The 15,659-nt window shown below is 40.4% G+C and carries 9 protein-coding genes and 1 tRNA gene; 9 read left to right on the top strand and 1 reads right to left on the bottom strand.

The window, feature by feature from the left end:
• The first annotated feature begins 20 nt into the window (after positions 1 to 20).
• Genes H8B04_RS09970 through H8B04_RS09935 form a run of 8 tightly spaced genes read left to right on the top strand, consistent with a single transcriptional unit; the run spans position 21 to position 12,857 of the window.
• The gene (locus H8B04_RS09970; protein WP_093099668.1) at positions 21 to 1,619 is read left to right on the top strand and encodes a RagB/SusD family nutrient uptake outer membrane protein; all 1,599 of its coding nucleotides are present in this window, start codon (positions 21 to 23) and stop codon (positions 1,617 to 1,619) included.
• An 8-nt stretch (positions 1,620 to 1,627) separates the two neighbouring features.
• On the top strand, positions 1,628 to 2,647 hold the full coding sequence (locus tag H8B04_RS09965; RefSeq protein WP_190302263.1) for a SusE domain-containing protein: 1,020 nt from the start codon (positions 1,628 to 1,630) through the stop codon (positions 2,645 to 2,647).
• 17 nt (positions 2,648 to 2,664) lie between these two features.
• Entirely contained in the window at positions 2,665 to 4,521 is a 1,857-nt protein-coding gene (locus H8B04_RS09960) for a glycoside hydrolase family 13 protein (protein ID WP_190302262.1), read from the top strand.
• 18 nt (positions 4,522 to 4,539) lie between these two features.
• Complete coding sequence (pgmB, locus tag H8B04_RS09955; protein ID WP_093099127.1) at positions 4,540 to 5,196, top strand: beta-phosphoglucomutase; 657 nt, start codon at positions 4,540 to 4,542, stop codon at positions 5,194 to 5,196.
• A 9-nt stretch (positions 5,197 to 5,205) separates the two neighbouring features.
• Positions 5,206 to 7,524, top strand: coding sequence for a family 65 glycosyl hydrolase domain-containing protein (locus H8B04_RS09950; protein ID WP_190302261.1), 2,319 nt, complete (start codon positions 5,206 to 5,208; stop codon positions 7,522 to 7,524).
• A gap of 13 nt (positions 7,525 to 7,537) precedes the next feature.
• The gene (locus H8B04_RS09945) at positions 7,538 to 9,655 is read left to right on the top strand and encodes a glycoside hydrolase family 97 protein (protein WP_190302260.1); all 2,118 of its coding nucleotides are present in this window, start codon (positions 7,538 to 7,540) and stop codon (positions 9,653 to 9,655) included.
• Positions 9,656 to 9,677: 22 nt separating this feature from the next.
• A complete protein-coding gene (locus H8B04_RS09940) occupies positions 9,678 to 11,501 on the top strand; it encodes an alpha-amylase family protein (protein WP_223815358.1) in 1,824 nt (607 codons plus the stop codon).
• Between the two features lie 51 nt (positions 11,502 to 11,552).
• Positions 11,553 to 12,857, top strand: coding sequence for an MFS transporter (locus H8B04_RS09935; protein WP_223815357.1), 1,305 nt, complete (start codon positions 11,553 to 11,555; stop codon positions 12,855 to 12,857).
• Between the two features lie 160 nt (positions 12,858 to 13,017).
• Here H8B04_RS09935 and H8B04_RS09930 read toward each other — a convergent pair.
• Positions 13,018 to 13,089 (bottom strand) — tRNA-Glu (locus tag H8B04_RS09930).
• A 98-nt stretch (positions 13,090 to 13,187) separates the two neighbouring features.
• On the opposite strand from H8B04_RS09930, the gene H8B04_RS09925 reads away from it, so the two are divergent.
• Positions 13,188 to 15,659 carry a family 20 glycosylhydrolase gene (locus H8B04_RS09925; protein ID WP_190302258.1) on the top strand — a complete coding sequence of 824 codons (2,472 nt, stop codon included), beginning with the start codon at positions 13,188 to 13,190 and terminating at the stop codon, positions 15,657 to 15,659.

Below are 15,659 nucleotides of genomic sequence, written 5' to 3'. Positions count from 1 at the left end.
AACGTGAAAAAAACAGCGCAATGAAAAGATTTAATAATTTCAACTATATCATTCTGGTATTTATGGCGGCAATAGTGATGTCTTGTCATAAAGACTTAGATTTAAAGCCAACAAATGATGTTACGGCAGATATTGTTTTTAAGGATGCAAAAGGTTATAAAATGGCGTTTGCACGTCTTTATGGCTCACTAACATTAACCAGTAGTACAGGTCCTAATAATTCGGATCTGGGAGGCCTGGATCCGGGTACTTCCGATTTCCTGCGGTTATTTTGGAATGCTCAGGAACTGACCACAGATGAGGCTGCTAGCGCCTGGCTCAATGACCCGGGTATCAGTGGTTTGGACTACCTGACCTTTGAAGATAGTAATCCTATGTTAAGAGGATTGTACACACGGTGTGTCTATACGGTAACACTCGTTAACGAATTCCTCAGAGAGAGTACTGATGAAAAACTAAGTAGTAGGGGAATAACGGCAGCAGAAGCAGAGGAAATAAGGGTTTACAGAGGTGAAGCCAGGTTTTTACGGGCATTTAGCTATTGGGTTTTGCTGGATTTATTTGGCAACCCGCCTTTCATTACCGAAGAGAATGGAGTCGGTAAAGAGGCGCCACAGCAAATTATGCGACCAGATTTATTCGACTATGTAGAGTCTGAGCTATTGGCTGCAGCTGATATTATGAAAGCTCCCCGTCAAAATGAGTATGGACGCGTAGACAAATCAGCAGCTTGGGCATTGCTGGCACGGTTGTACCTTAATGCCGAGATTTATTTAGGCACTGGTAATGCGCATTATACAGAAGCGATCACCTATGCGAAGCAGGTCATAGAATCTGGCTTTTCGTTAAAGAGTAATTATGCGCATTTGTTTTATGCGGATAATGACAAACAAAATAATGAGTTTATCTTTTATCTACCCTATGATGGTACCTCTACGCAGAATAAAGGTGGTACTACCTACCTGCTCAACGCAGCGATAGATGCGTCCATGGATCCTACATTGTTTGGTATACCGGGAGGTGGCTGGGCAGGAAACAGGGTTCGTGATAATATAGCTGACATATTTGGCGATTGGAGTGGAGCCACGGATAAGAGAGCGATGTTTCATCTGAATACTTCGGTAGAGATAGAAGATATCAGTGTCTACAAGCAGGGATTGGCGGTCACTAAATTCCGAAATGTTAATCAGGATAATTCAGTTCCAAACGCGGCAGAAGGTTTTATTACGTCTATTGATTTCCCATTGATACGTTTGCCGGAGCTTTATCTGATTTATGCGGAGGCAGTGCTGAGAGGTGGCAGTGGGGGAAGTACAGCTACGGCTTTGACCTATTTCAATGATTTGAGAGAACGGGCTTATGGCAATACATCCGGTAATGTGGCGACGATTACATTGAATGATATTTTAGATGAGCGTGTTCGGGAATTGTACTGGGAGGGATTTCGCAGAACAGATTTAATTCGTTATGGATTGTTTACGGGTGGTAACTATTTGTGGCCTTTTAAAGGAGGTGTTCTTCAAGGTCAGGCAGTTCCGGCCTATCGCAATTTGTTTCCACTGCCAGCGGCAGATTTGATTGCCAATCCAAATTTAGATCAAAATCAAGGGTATAACTAAGTAATGATATGAAGACATTGACATATTTATGGTTGTTGATAGGTATAGTTTTTACCTTGCAATCTTGTGATAAAGATGAAACAAAAACGGTATTGCTTGATGAACAAAGCCGTACGTCAGCAGTACTGGCAGTCAGCTCGTCTACTATAGTCCTGAGCAAAGAGGTGGCGGATCAGACTATGCTGCAGATTCGGCTTTCACCTGCAAGTTTTGGTTACCAGGCCGCGATTAGCAATACCTTACAGTTTGCTGTCAAGGGGAGCAATTTTGCCGAAGTCAAAGAAGTTCTTATTCCTAATGGACAAGATAGCCTAGACTTTACGGGGGATAACCTGAATACGCAGGTGTTGGCATTGAATGTTCCTACAGGAGAACCTACTGCTATTGAGGTGCGTATCAAGTCTTCGATATCCGGTAGTATTGCTCCGGTTTATTCCACACCGGTATCTTTGGAAATTACACCTTATGCTGCGGTTAGCTATTTGTATGTGCCGGGTGCTTACCAGAATTGGGTTATTGAGGTAGCCGAATCATTAATTTCGCCAACGAGTAATTCGATCTACACGGGTATAATTTATTTTCCGGAAGCAGACTCTGAGTTTAAAATTACACCTTTACGTGATTGGGCTCAATCGTTTGGTGATGCCGGTGACAATAAGATTATACTGAATGGAGGAGGCAATATAAAAGCTCCACGTGCAGGTAATCTGGAGCTTACCGTGAATACCAATAATAATACCATAGCATACGCCGATCATTCCTGGGGTGTTATCGGGGATGCTACTCCGGGAGGATGGGGAGCAGATACGGATATGCGCTATGACAATGCCAATCAAGTCTGGAAGGTGACTGTCGATTTTGTGGTCGGTAATTTTAAATTCCGCAAGAACCATGATTGGGGTACAAACCTGGGCGGTGCAAACGGAACCCTTAGTGCAGGTGGTGCCGATATCGCTGTATCACAAGCCGGAACGTATGATATCATACTGGATGTAACGAATAATACCTATACCCTTGTTAAAAAATAAGCATTGAAACAAAAAACATGAAAAGAAGAACTTTCGGAACCTTAGTCCTCTCTAGTATACTGCTGTTGGCTAATCAGGTCATAGCACAATCTATTCAGCGTATCGAACCATTGCACTGGTGGGTAGGTATGAAAACTAATAAAATACAGCTAGTGGTATATGGGGATGCGATTGGAGAATGTACACAAGTGAAAATTTCCAAACCGGGAATAGACTTGCTAAGCGTACACCATGCCGATAATAAGAATTACCTGTTCTTAGATATTCATATTGGTGCTGATGCGCAAGCAGGACAGTACCCGATTGAATTTTATAAAGGCAATAAGAGGGCCGGAAGTTTTTCTTATCAATTAAAGGAAAGAGATTCAAACGCAGTAAAAGCGCAGGGAATCAATTCTTCTGATTTGATTTATCTTATTATGCCCGATCGGTTTGCGAATGGAAATCCAGGTAATGATATCGTAAAAGACATGCGTGAGACTGCTTTAAATCGGGATTCTATGTACTATCGTCACGGAGGAGATTTGGAAGGTGTAGTTGGTAAATTAGATTATTTGCAAGATTTAGGTATTACATCTGTATGGCTGACTCCGGTATTGACTAATGATATGCCCCAGGCATCTTATCATGGTTATGCCAATACCGAAAATTATCATATCGATCCTCGCTTTGGCACGAATGCGGATTACAAGCGATTGGGGGATGAGCTTCATCGCAGAGGGATGAAACTGGTACATGATGTGGTACCTAATCATGTCGGTCTGTACCACTGGACCGTCGTGGATAAACCGATGACAGATTGGCTTCATGAATGGCCTGAGTTTACGCAGACTACCTATAAGGACCAAACGGTCTTTGACCCCTATGCATCGCAAGATGATCGTCGTAAGATGGAAAAGGGATGGTTTGACACCACAATGCCGGATATGAACCAAACAAATCCCTATGTCAGAAATTACATTACACAAAGTCATATATGGTGGATCGAGGAAGCGGGTATCGACGGATTCAGGATAGATACCTATCCCTATAATGATCTGCAGTTTATGGCGGATTGGACACAGTCTATTGTTGATGAATATCCTGATTTTACATTTTTTGGAGAGACCTGGGTACATTCGGTTCCTAATCAGGTTTATTTTCTGGGAGGACAGCAGGTAGGACAGTCTATCGATACGAAGTTGATGGGGGTTACAGATTTTCAATTGAATTATGCTATCGGTGAAGCTTTAAACAAAGAGATGGATTGGACAGGAGGAGTCAATAAGTTGTATTCAGTGCTGGCTGCAGATTATCAATATCCTCATCCGGAGTGTAACGTACTGTTTCTTGATAATCATGATAAAGACCGCTTTTTCTCCGTGGTAGAAGAAGATATTACCAAATATAAGTCTGCTGTTGCCTGGTTGATGACTACCAGGGGTATACCCCAACTTTACTATGGGACCGAAATCCTAATGAAAAATTTTAGTAATCCGGATGGTCTGCTACGGGAGGATTTTAAAGGGGGCTTTTCAGGAGATGCGGTTAATAAATTTGAAGCGTCCGGTCGTACCGGGGATGAGCAGGATATGTGGAGGTATGTGAAAACATTAGCTAACTACAGAAAAAATAACCCGGTGCTACATACCGGTAAGACGATGCAGTTTGTCCCCGAAGATGGGATCTATGTCTATTTCAGATATGATGATGACAAGACAATCATGGTCATTATGAATACGAATAAAGAATCGAAAATGATAAAAACAGGTCGTTTTGCTGAGCGTATACAAAACTATAAGCAGGCAAAGAATATCATGACGGATAAGGTTTTCAATATTCATGAAGACCTGTCGTTGCAGGCAAAAGAAACTATGGTATTAGAGTTATTTTAAGGATATATAGGGTTTATTATGGATTTGAAAAGAATAGCGTTTTTGGAAAAGCCGGCTTACATATTTGATCTGGACGGGGTATTGGTCGATACAGCGGTATTTCATTATCAGGCTTGGAAAAGATTGGCTAATTCGTTGGGTTTCGACTTTTCGGAAGAGCAAAATGAGCAGTTGAAAGGAGTAAGCAGGATAGAATCATTAAACAAAATTTTGAGTTGGGGAAGTGTGGAAAAATCAATAGTGGAAAAAGAACAGTTGGCTCAGCTAAAAAATGAATGGTACCTGGAATTGGTGGCAAAAATGACACCTGAGGATGTATTACCGGGCGCATTATCTTTTTTGAAAGCGGCTAAGAAAGCAGGTAAGCTTATTTCCTTAGGATCAGCCAGTAAAAATGCACCGCTAATTTTAGAAAAAACAGGCATAGCAGCCTATTTTGATACCATCGTGGATGGTAATGAGGTGTCTTTATCCAAACCAAATCCTGAAGTTTTTTTATGTGCCGCACGAAAGCTAAATGTTGCAGCAGAGGCTTGTGTGGTATTTGAAGATGCCCCGGCCGGTGTGGAAGCAGCACGGGCAGGAGGAATGGCTGTAGTAGGCATTTCGTTGGATGGTGGATTGCAACATGTTGATTTGAATGTCAAAAATTTGGGGGAGTTGTTAAGTAATTAAAGATTGAGTATGAAAGATTATATAGTAAAAGATCCTTGGCAGATTATCGAGGATCAATACCGGGCCGAATACAATGAAATTTCAGAAAGTATTTTTTCGATCGGTAATGGGAGAATGGGGCAACGTGCCAATTTTGAAGAAGATTATACAGGCAAATCGCTGCAGGGGAGTTATATCGCGGGGATTTACTACCCGGACAAAACCCGTGTAGGCTGGTGGAAGAACGGCTATCCTGAATACTTTGCTAAAGTCATTAATTCAACCAACTGGATAGGCTTACATCTCGTCATTAATGGTCATACACTTGATCTGGCAAAGATTGAAGTCTTAAATTTTGAGCGTCGTCTGGACATGAAGACTGGTGTTTTATATCGAAATTTTAAAGCCAAATTACCAGATGATACCGTTGTTGAAGTTTCGGCAAAGCGTTTATTTAGTATTGTAGAAACAGCGGCTGCAGGATTGTCGTACTGCCTGACAGTCATGCAAGGTCGTGCAGCGATCGAGTTGGAAAGTTATTTGGATGGTGATATAGAAAATCGGGATTCGAATTATGATGAAAAGTTTTGGGAAGAGGTAAGCCGTTCTGCAAACGATACGCTAGGTTTGCAATTAAAAACGAAGAAAACTGCATTTCATGTCCATACCGAAGCATTGAATAACCTGTTTGTTGGCGATGCTGGCATTCCTTCTACTGCTCTAGAAAACCGGGAAAAGTATGTTGCACAGAAATTTCAATTTTCTCTTGAAGAAGGGCAGCATTTTGAATTGAATAAGTATGTTGCCATTACCACGAGTGAGAATCATAAGACCGAAGATCTGCAGCATGTGGCAAAACAGGTCCTTGAACGCGTGAGCCACCAGGGAATAAGAGGCATGCTTCAAAACCAGGCTGACGCCTGGGCTAAGGTATGGAATTATGCTGATGTTCAGATTGATGGGGATGTGTCTGCCCAACAGGCTATACGTTTCAATATTTTTCAACTTTTCCAAACTTACACAGGTGAAGACGAAAGGCTAAATATTGGTCCAAAGGGATTCACAGGAGAGAAATACGGAGGGGTAACTTATTGGGATACCGAGGCTTATTGCCTGCCTTTCTATATGGCAACAACAGATTCAAAAGTAGCGCGTAATCTATTACTATATCGTTATCATCATCTTCCAAAGGCTATTGAAAATGCAGAGAAGCTAGGGTTCCGAAATGGTGCAGCCCTGTATCCTATGGTAACCATCAATGGAGAGGAATGTCATAATGAATGGGAAATTACATTTGAAGAAATTCATCGAAACGGGGCTATCGCATTTGCCATTTACAACTATGTTCGTTATACCGGAGATACGGACTACTTAGCAGCATATGGGTTAGAAGTTCTTATTGCGATATCCCGATTCTGGGCACAGCGTGTGAATTGGAGTGCTGATAAAAATAAGTATGTGATGTTAGGTGTTACGGGACCTAATGAATATGAAAATAATGTCAATAATAATTGGTATACGAATCGTATCGCATCCTGGTGTATGGAATATACAGGGAAGGTTATCAAGGATCTGGAACAGAATGCACCCGAACGGCTAAGGGAAATACTGGAAAAAGTCTCGTTAGAAAATAAGGAGCAAGTCACATGGAATCATATCGTTGAACAGTTTTATTATCCTGAGGATGCTAGTAAAGGAGTATTTTTGCAGCAAGACGGATTTTTAGATAAAGAATTAATAACTGTTTCTGAACTTTCGGACGCGGAACGCCCATTGAATCAAAAGTGGAGTTGGGATAGGATTCTGCGTTCTTGCTATATTAAGCAGGCCGACGTATTACAAGGGCTTTACTTTCTGGAAGACCAATACGATCTGGAGACTATTGAGCGTAACTATAATTTTTATGAACCATTGACCGTACATGAAAGTTCTTTGTCACCCTGTGTACATGCGATTATTGCAGCCAAGCTCGGTAAGGAAGATAAAGCTTATGAATTTTATCTGCGCACTTCACGGTTAGATCTGGATGATTATAATAACGATACTGAGGATGGCCTGCATATTACCTCAATGGCTGGAACGTGGATGACGATTGTAGAAGGGTTTGCCGGCATGCGGGTTCTGGATGGAAAATTACATTTTCAGCCTATATTGCCGAAAGAATGGAGCGGCTACAATTTTAAAATCAACTTTAGAGGAGCCCACTTACATGTCAGCATCCAACAGGATAAAACTATTATAGCCAATGAGACTGGCCCTGCGGCTGTCGTAGTGATCGATAATGAGGAGCAAGAAATAAATGAGGGGCAGGAATTTCGGTTTTCCAATCCGCGATTAGCGCTGAATTAATAGAAGTTAGTATATGAAGTCAATTAAACATATCGTTATCATTTCAACCCTGTTTGCTTCTATGTTAACACATGTGGCAGCACAGGAACTGCTTTCTCCTGACGGAAGACAAAAACTGGAGGTGGGGCTTAGCCAGGAAGGAAGACCCTATTATAAATTGGTATTCCGGAATAAAGAAGTTATAAAACCTAGTTTTTTGGGTTTGGAGCTTCAAGACCAGGAGTCTCTGCTGGACAACTTTTCCCTTGATAGTATTTCAACGGGTACATTTGATGAAACCTGGAATCCGGTTTGGGGAGAACAAAGGGAGATTCGTAACCATTATAATGAGCTTGTATTATATCTTAAGCAACAAAGTACACCGAATAGGTTGCTAAATATACATTTTCGTCTTTATAACGACGGACTTGGTTTTCGGTACGAATTTCCGAAGCAGGAAAACCTAAGTTATTTCATTATCAAGGAAGAGAAAACTGCGTTTGCCTTAACAGGAGATCACAAGGCTTTTTGGTTACCGGGAGATTATGATACCCAAGAATACAATACGACGACATCAAATCTATCGGAAGTCAGGGCTTTGATGTCAGAGGCCGTGACACCCAATGCTTCTCAGACTTCATTTTCGCCTACAGGATTGCAGACACCACTTCTTCTCAAGAGCAAGGACAATCTGTATATTAATATTCATGAAGCAGGTCTGATCGATTACGCTTGTATGTCGCTTAACCTGGATGATAAGAACATGATCTTAAAATCGTGGCTGACACCTGATGCTGTTGGTAATAAAGGATATTTGCAGACACCTGCGGTATCTCCCTGGCGTACGATTATGGTGAGTGACAAAGCGGCAGATATATTGACATCCAGGTTAATCTTAAACTTAAATGAGCCTACCGCATTTGAAGATGTATCCTGGATTAAACCGATCAAATATGTTGGGGTCTGGTGGGAAATGATTAGCGGTAAGAGCAGTTGGTCTTATACCAGTATGGAAAACCTGAAACTGGATGAGGTAGACTATAGCCAGGTCAAGCCTAATAGGACCCATGCGGCAAATACCAGGCGGGTAAAAGAGTATATTGATTTTGCAGCCAAGCACGGCTTTGATGCTGTGCTGGTAGAAGGCTGGAATATAGGATGGGAAGATTGGTTTGGAAAATCAAAGGACTACGTGTTTGATTTTGTAACTCCTTATCCTGATTTTGATGTCAGGGAATTGCAGCAATATGCCGCGGAGCGAGGGGTTAAGATGATGATGCACCATGAAACATCCAGTTCTGTCCGAAACTATGAAAGACACCTGGATACCGCATATAGATTCATGGTGGAGCATGGTTACAATAGTGTGAAGAGTGGCTATGTGGGGGACATTATCCCACGGGGAGAGTTTCACTACGGTCAATGGATGGTAAATCATTATCTCCACGCTATCAGGAAAGCCGCGGATTACAAAATCATGGTCAATGCACATGAAGCCGTTCGTCCTACAGGGTTGAGCAGGACTTTTCCCAACCTGATCGGTAATGAATCTGCCCGTGGTCAAGAGTATGAGTCTTTTGGAGGGAATACCCCGGACCACCTGACGATATTGCCTTTCACGAGATTGGTTGGGGGACCAATGGACTATACACCTGGAATTTTTCAAACGGATATTAAGGCCTATAATCCGAACAACAATTCTCGTGTCAATACAACCCTAGTCAAGCAGCTTGCACTGTATGTCACATTGTATAGCCCCTTGCAGATGGCAGCAGATGTACCCGAGGTTTATAACCGGTTCTTGGATGCATTTCAGTTTATAAAAGATGTGGCTATTGATTGGGATGAGACGCACGTACTCGATGCGGAGCCTGGCGACTATATTGCGATGGCCCGTAAGGCGAAAGGAAAAGATGAGTGGTTTATAGGTGCAATCACAGATGAAAATGCACGTACCTTAACGTTGTCTTTTGACTTTCTGCCTAAAGGTAAAAAATATGTAGCCATAATTTATGAGGATAGTAAGGATGCTGATTTTGAAACAAACCCACAGCATTACCATATCTATAAACAAACTGTTACTTCAAAAACAAAACTGAAACAATGGCTGGCAAGAAGTGGCGGGGTCGCTATTCATATTAAAGAACAATAAAGCATTTATAAAGTTACAGCAGATGAAAAACAGTCTTTGGGGAATATTGATAATACTGCTTATGGTTGTATCCTGTTCGTCAGGCGCTAATCAGCTTGATTTGCTTAATAAAGAAAACACGTTGAATGAACCTTTGGTAAATAATAAATTTGTTATTTATCAGGCCCTGGTAAGGCATTTTGGAAATACCCATACAACCAACAAATATTATGGATCAATAGAAGAAAATGGTGTAGGTAAGTTTAATGATTTTACCGCTACGGCACTTCAGGAGCTTTATGATTTGGGAATTACGCATATGTGGTATACCGGTGTGATCGAACATGCGACAATGACAGATTACAGCGCCTACGGGATTAAGCCGGATGACCCGGATGTGGTCAAGGGTAGGGCGGGTTCACCATATGCCATTAAAGACTATTATGATGTGTGTCCGGATTTCGCTGTTGATGTAAGCAGACGAATGCAGGAGTTTGAGCAGTTGATCGAGCGGACACATCAGCATAAGATGAAGGTCATTATAGATTTTATTCCAAACCATGTCGCACGAACCTATTATTCTGATAGTAAGCCTGACAACGTAAAGGATTTTGGTGTGGACGATGATAAGACAAAACAGTTTTTGCCTGCAAATGATTTTTATTACATCCCCGATAGTGATTTTCAGGTGCCTGGCGGATATATTCCCGGCGGAGGCGAATTTTATAATGTCTTGAAGAATGGAAGTTTTCCTGAAAGTCCTGCAAAAGCTACCGGAAATAATGTGTTCTCGTCTTCTCCAGCCAAGGATGACTGGTTTGAGACCGTTAAACTTAATTATGGTGTAGATTTTCAACGCAATGAGACGAAGCATTTCGACCCTGTTCCTCCATTATGGTTCAAGATGCGCGATATACTTTTGTTCTGGGCCGGAAAGGGAGTTGATGGATTTCGGTGTGATATGGTGGAGATGGTTCCCGTGGAGTTTTGGGCCTGGGTGAATGATGAAGTTAAGAAAAGCCATCCGGATATATTGTTTATTGGGGAAGCGTATAACAAGCAGGAATATGCTAACTTTTATACTACCGGGAAGTTTGATTTTTTGTATGACAAGGTAGGGCTTTATGATACCTTAAAAATGCTTATGCGAAATGACGACTATGCTGGTGTAAGAGGTATTCAAGATGTGTGGAGGAATGAAGTTAAGGGATATTCTGCACGAATGTTACGTTTTCTGGAAAATCATGATGAACAGCGTATTGCTTCAAAAGACTTTGCAGGTGATCCATTCGTGGCAATACCGGCTATGGTACTGAGTGCTACCATGGCTACAGGACCTGTTATGATCTATTCCGGACAAGAAGTCGGGGAACCTGGTATCGGACATGAAGGATTCGGGGGAGAAGACGGCCGTACCTCTATTTTTGATTACTGGGGAGTACCACAGCACCAAAAATGGATGAACAAAGGGAAGTTTGATGGTGGTTTGCTTGCTGAAAATGAAGTGCGGTTAAGAGCTTTTTACAAAGCTTTATTTAATATTGTCAAGACAGAGCAGAGTATACAGGCCGGCGGCTTCTATGATCTGATGGCTACCCAACAAGTACAACCTATTTTTCCAAATCGCATTTATGCGTATCTTCGTTATACGCATAATGAACGTTTACTGGTAATTGCCAATTTTGAAAAGGCAGTTCAAAATTTCACGTTGATCTTGCCGGATGATGTTATTCAGGCATTTCATATGGAAGGAAAGCAGCTTGTATTTAAAGATCTGCTTGGGCAAGAAGCGATAACAGTAAATAAATTCAGTAACCAGATTGATTTGAAATTAGAAGCGAATCAAGCACAGATACTTAAGTTTTAAAAGATGAATCGTATATATAAAGCTAAACTTAGTCTTGCTCAGATTTTTAATATGAGTATAGGGTTCCTAGGTATTCAGATGGGTTTTGCCCTACAAAACGGAAATGCTTCCCGAATATTACAAACGTTTGGTGCAGATGTTGAGCACTTGTCATTGTTTTGGTTGGCGGCTCCGTTGACAGGCATGATTGTTCAGCCCATTATAGGACATTATAGTGATCGAACGTGGAATAAATTAGGACGACGAAGACCCTATTTTCTCGGAGGTGCTATATTTACCGCTATAGCACTGGTTTTGATGCCTAATGCGGCTGTGTTAACAGCGATTCTACCTCCTTTGATGATTGGAGCAGGTATGCTGATGATTATGGATGCGTCTATAAATGTGACAATGGAACCGTTCAGGGCACTAATTGCTGATAACTTGTCAAGTGAACAGCGCAGTCTGGGCTTTTCTATTCAAACATTTTTAATCGGATTAGGAGCTGTTATAGGTTCGTGGCTACCCTATATCTTAGCAGAGTATGTAGGTATCTCTAAAGTTGCGGAGGTTGGTTTTGTTCCGGATAATGTGATCTATTCTTTTTATGTAGGGGCTTTTGTTTTGGTTGTGAGTATACTTTGGACAGTATGCACGACAAAAGAATACACGCCTGAGGAGTTGGCGAATTTTGATGAACCATCCACTGAATTGGCTGTAGAGGAAGCTTCAAAAAAGAGTTTTTTTACTGGGCTGCTGTATGATATCAAGCATATGCCTGTCGTTATGAAGCAACTGGGACTGGTTCAGTTTTTCTCTTGGTTTGCATTGTTTCTCATGTGGGTTTTTACGACTCCTGCTATTGCTGAACATATCTATGATGTAAAATCAGGAGACACGACATCCCTTGGATATGCGGATGCCGCCAACTGGGTAGGCGTACTTTTTGGTATTTACAATGCCGTATCGGCTATTTATGCACTTTTTTTACCCCGTATTGCTCGTCGAATCGGACAAAAATCTACACACGCATGTTCATTGCTGGTAGGAGGAGTTGCTTTAAGCTCAATTTACCTTATTAACGATCCGACGGTTTTGGTTATTTCAATGATCGGAGTCGGTATTGCTTGGGGAAGTATTCTGGCAATGCCGTATGCTATTCTGAGTGATAGTTTACCAACAAAGAAAATGGGAGTATATATGGGGCTTTTTAATTTCTTTATTACTTTTCCCCAGATCGTCAGTGGGGTAATAGGTGGCTACCTGGTTAAATATGCTTTTAGCGGACAGACTGTATTTGCTTTGGTATCTGCTGGGGGATTAATGATTCTTGCTGCGATAAGTGTACTGCGTATAAAAGCCACAAGAACAGCTTAGCGATAGTTATCAAGCTTTTTTTGATTTTGAAATACTTTATATGGCTATTCGCATATTTTGACCCCGGAAAAGTTGAAATATTTGTAGACACCTATAAAACAAAAAAAACCTGCAAACATTTGATTTGCAGGCTTTTGATATGTTTTGACTTTTAAGTCTGTAGCCCGTAGGGGAATCGAACCCCTGTTTCAAGAATGAAAATCTTGCGTCCTAACCCCTAGACGAACGGGCCGTTATTTGTTTCGGTGTGCAAATATAGTTTTAATTTTTTGACGTGCAAAAAAAAGTGAAAAAAAATTGTTATATATGTATGCATATACACTTCTAATTATGATTAAGTTCCAACATACTACACTTATTTTATTGCTTCTCATGAGTTTGGTTAATTTGCAAAATACTGTTGCTCAGGGATATAATTTAGATTTAGTCCTTCATTGGAAACCTTCATCTTCTTATAATGGAAAGGATAATCTCGGATTGTCACTTGTGATAAAAAATAATGGTCCTAAAGATTTTTTATTATCTGAATGGGATTTGTTTTTTAATTCTATGTATCCAGTCCATGATGCCACTACTTCGGATTATGCTATTAAAGATCTACGTGGCAATCTTTTTAAAATTTCTTTTACAAAGAATCTGAGAAAGAATGATTCTATTCAAATTGATTATACCACAAAATATCCTATTTCGGGAGTGTCAACATTACCGAATGGGTTTTATCTTCTCAATAAGGCGGATAAAAAAACGTTTGTAGGGTTGAATAATGTCACTTATGATCCTATTAAATTAAGTGAAGAGGACAATAGAGCATTTTTAGAAAAATTATATGCTAAGAATACAACTTTTGACAAATCGGCTAAGCCAATTTTAATTTTTCCTACTCCAAAATATTTGAAAGAATTAGATGGAAAATTTTATATCAATAGAATCCTAAATGTTTATGGCATTGAATCAGATTACACCGTTTTTTCTAGGGAACTAAATAGACTTTTTGTGAGCCATTCTACTTCTTCTAAAAAAGAAGCAGATATTTTACTAATTCCAAATCCTTCCTTAAGCAAGGAAGCGTATAATCTGACTATTTCAAAGAAAAATATTACGATAGAATATGCTACTTCGACTGGATTGTTTTATGCGCTACAAAGCCTCAAGTCGCTGCATAAAGGATTAGAGGATAAGAGTTCATTGCCTTGTGTAGAGGTGAGAGACGTGCCGCGTTATGGTTATAGAGGTTTTATGTTGGATATCGCGCGCAATTATCGTGACAAAGCTGTTGTATTGAAGTATCTTGATTTGATGGCTGAAAATAAGTTAAATGTGTTGCATTTTCATTTTATAGAGGATGAAGCCTGGCGTATAGAAATCCCAGGATTACCCGAGTTAACTGAAGTTGGCGCGGTTCGTTCGCCTTTGTATCATTTGGGGCAATCTTTACAACCTGCCTATGGTTCTGGAGTGGATCAAGCGAAAAGATTTTTGACACGTGATGATTTTATCGAGATATTAAAATACGCACAAGAAAGACACATCCAAGTAGTACCAGAAATTGAGACACCGGGACATTCTCGTGCTGCCATTAAGGCGATGGAATCTCGTTATCACAAGTATATGAAAGCAGGGAATAAACAGGCCGCTGAAGAATATCTATTGCACGATTTTGAAGATGTTTCGGAATATAACACTGCTCAGAATTTTGGTGATAATGTGTTGAATCCAGCATTGCCTTCTGTCTATCGATTTTTGGATAAAGTGTTGGCTGAGTTTAAAAATATGTATGCAGAGGCTGGAGTGCCTTTCGAAAAAGTTTCATTAGGAGGGGATGAAGTTCCTCCGGGCGTTTGGGAAAAATCACCTAAAATTAAAGCACTGATGCAAAAGGAAGGTTTAGCAAGCGTATATGATGTTTGGACCTATTATATTTCAAAAATAAATGATCTGTGTATTAATAAGGGATTAAAACTAGCGGGATGGGAAGAAATCGGAATGGTGAATAAGGGATCAGGCATGGTGGCAAATGAGGAAATGCCTAATAAACAAAATATGCAATTGGATGTGTGGAACAATATCATTGGTGGTGGCCAAGACGATTTAGTTTACAGGTTAGCTAATGCGGGTTACCCGACCGTATTAATTAGTGCCTCCAATACTTATTTTGATATGATGTGGGATACTACTTTTGAGGAGCCAGGACTTAATTGGGCTACTTATGCCGATTTGTATCATTCTTATTCACTTTTCCCTGAAGATTATTTTGCAAATATTCACACCTATTATAGAGGTGAAAAACTGGACAAGTCATATATAAATAAACTTGAACGCATTACAGAAAAAGGAAGATCAAACTTTTTGGGAATAAAAGGAGGAGTGTTTGCGGAAACATTAATAGGAGATGCGAATTTGGATTATTTGGCTTTTCCAAGATTTTATGTGTTAGCTGAGCGCGCTTGGTCTCCTCGTAGAGCATATGAAAGCGAAGCTACATACAATAAAAATAAATTCGATAAAGATTATATTTCTTTTGCCCATCGTGTAGGAACTGTGGAACTTCCTTCTATTGCAGATAGCATTAGTTTTAGATTGCCACGCGTCGGCCTCAAAATGGAAAATGGAATTTTAAGAGGAAAAGCAGAGTATGGTGATTTTCCTGTTTATTATACAACAGATGGTACTATCCCCTCTTTGAAAAGTAAACGATTCGATTTAAAGAATGGAATAGCTGTTGCTTCGGGTCAAAACATAAAAGTAGCCGTGGTGGATGATAAAGAAAGAATTGGTCCACTGTCTTGGATAGTTATTCCATAA

The sequence above is a fragment of the Sphingobacterium litopenaei genome (assembly GCF_014692495.1).
Taxonomy (GTDB): Bacteria; Bacteroidota; Bacteroidia; order Sphingobacteriales; family Sphingobacteriaceae; genus Sphingobacterium; species Sphingobacterium litopenaei.
The sequence above is the reverse complement of the archived record's forward strand: the minus strand, read 5'-3'. Positions and strand labels throughout refer to the sequence as shown.

Excerpts from the sequence above, each read along its gene's own strand:
- H8B04_RS09970 (WP_093099668.1), top strand. The coding sequence starts at position 21 with ATGAAAAGATTTAATAATTTCAACTATATCATTCTGGTATTTATGGCG.
- H8B04_RS09965 (WP_190302263.1), top strand. The coding sequence starts at position 1,628 with ATGAAGACATTGACATATTTATGGTTGTTGATAGGTATAGTTTTTACC.
- H8B04_RS09960 (WP_190302262.1), top strand. The coding sequence starts at position 2,665 with ATGAAAAGAAGAACTTTCGGAACCTTAGTCCTCTCTAGTATACTGCTG.
- pgmB (WP_093099127.1), top strand. The coding sequence starts at position 4,540 with ATGGATTTGAAAAGAATAGCGTTTTTGGAAAAGCCGGCTTACATATTT.
- H8B04_RS09950 (WP_190302261.1), top strand. The coding sequence starts at position 5,206 with ATGAAAGATTATATAGTAAAAGATCCTTGGCAGATTATCGAGGATCAA.
- H8B04_RS09945 (WP_190302260.1), top strand. The coding sequence starts at position 7,538 with ATGAAGTCAATTAAACATATCGTTATCATTTCAACCCTGTTTGCTTCT.
- H8B04_RS09940 (WP_223815358.1), top strand. The coding sequence starts at position 9,678 with ATGAAAAACAGTCTTTGGGGAATATTGATAATACTGCTTATGGTTGTA.
- H8B04_RS09935 (WP_223815357.1), top strand. The coding sequence starts at position 11,553 with ATGAGTATAGGGTTCCTAGGTATTCAGATGGGTTTTGCCCTACAAAAC.
- H8B04_RS09925 (WP_190302258.1), top strand. The coding sequence starts at position 13,188 with ATGATTAAGTTCCAACATACTACACTTATTTTATTGCTTCTCATGAGT.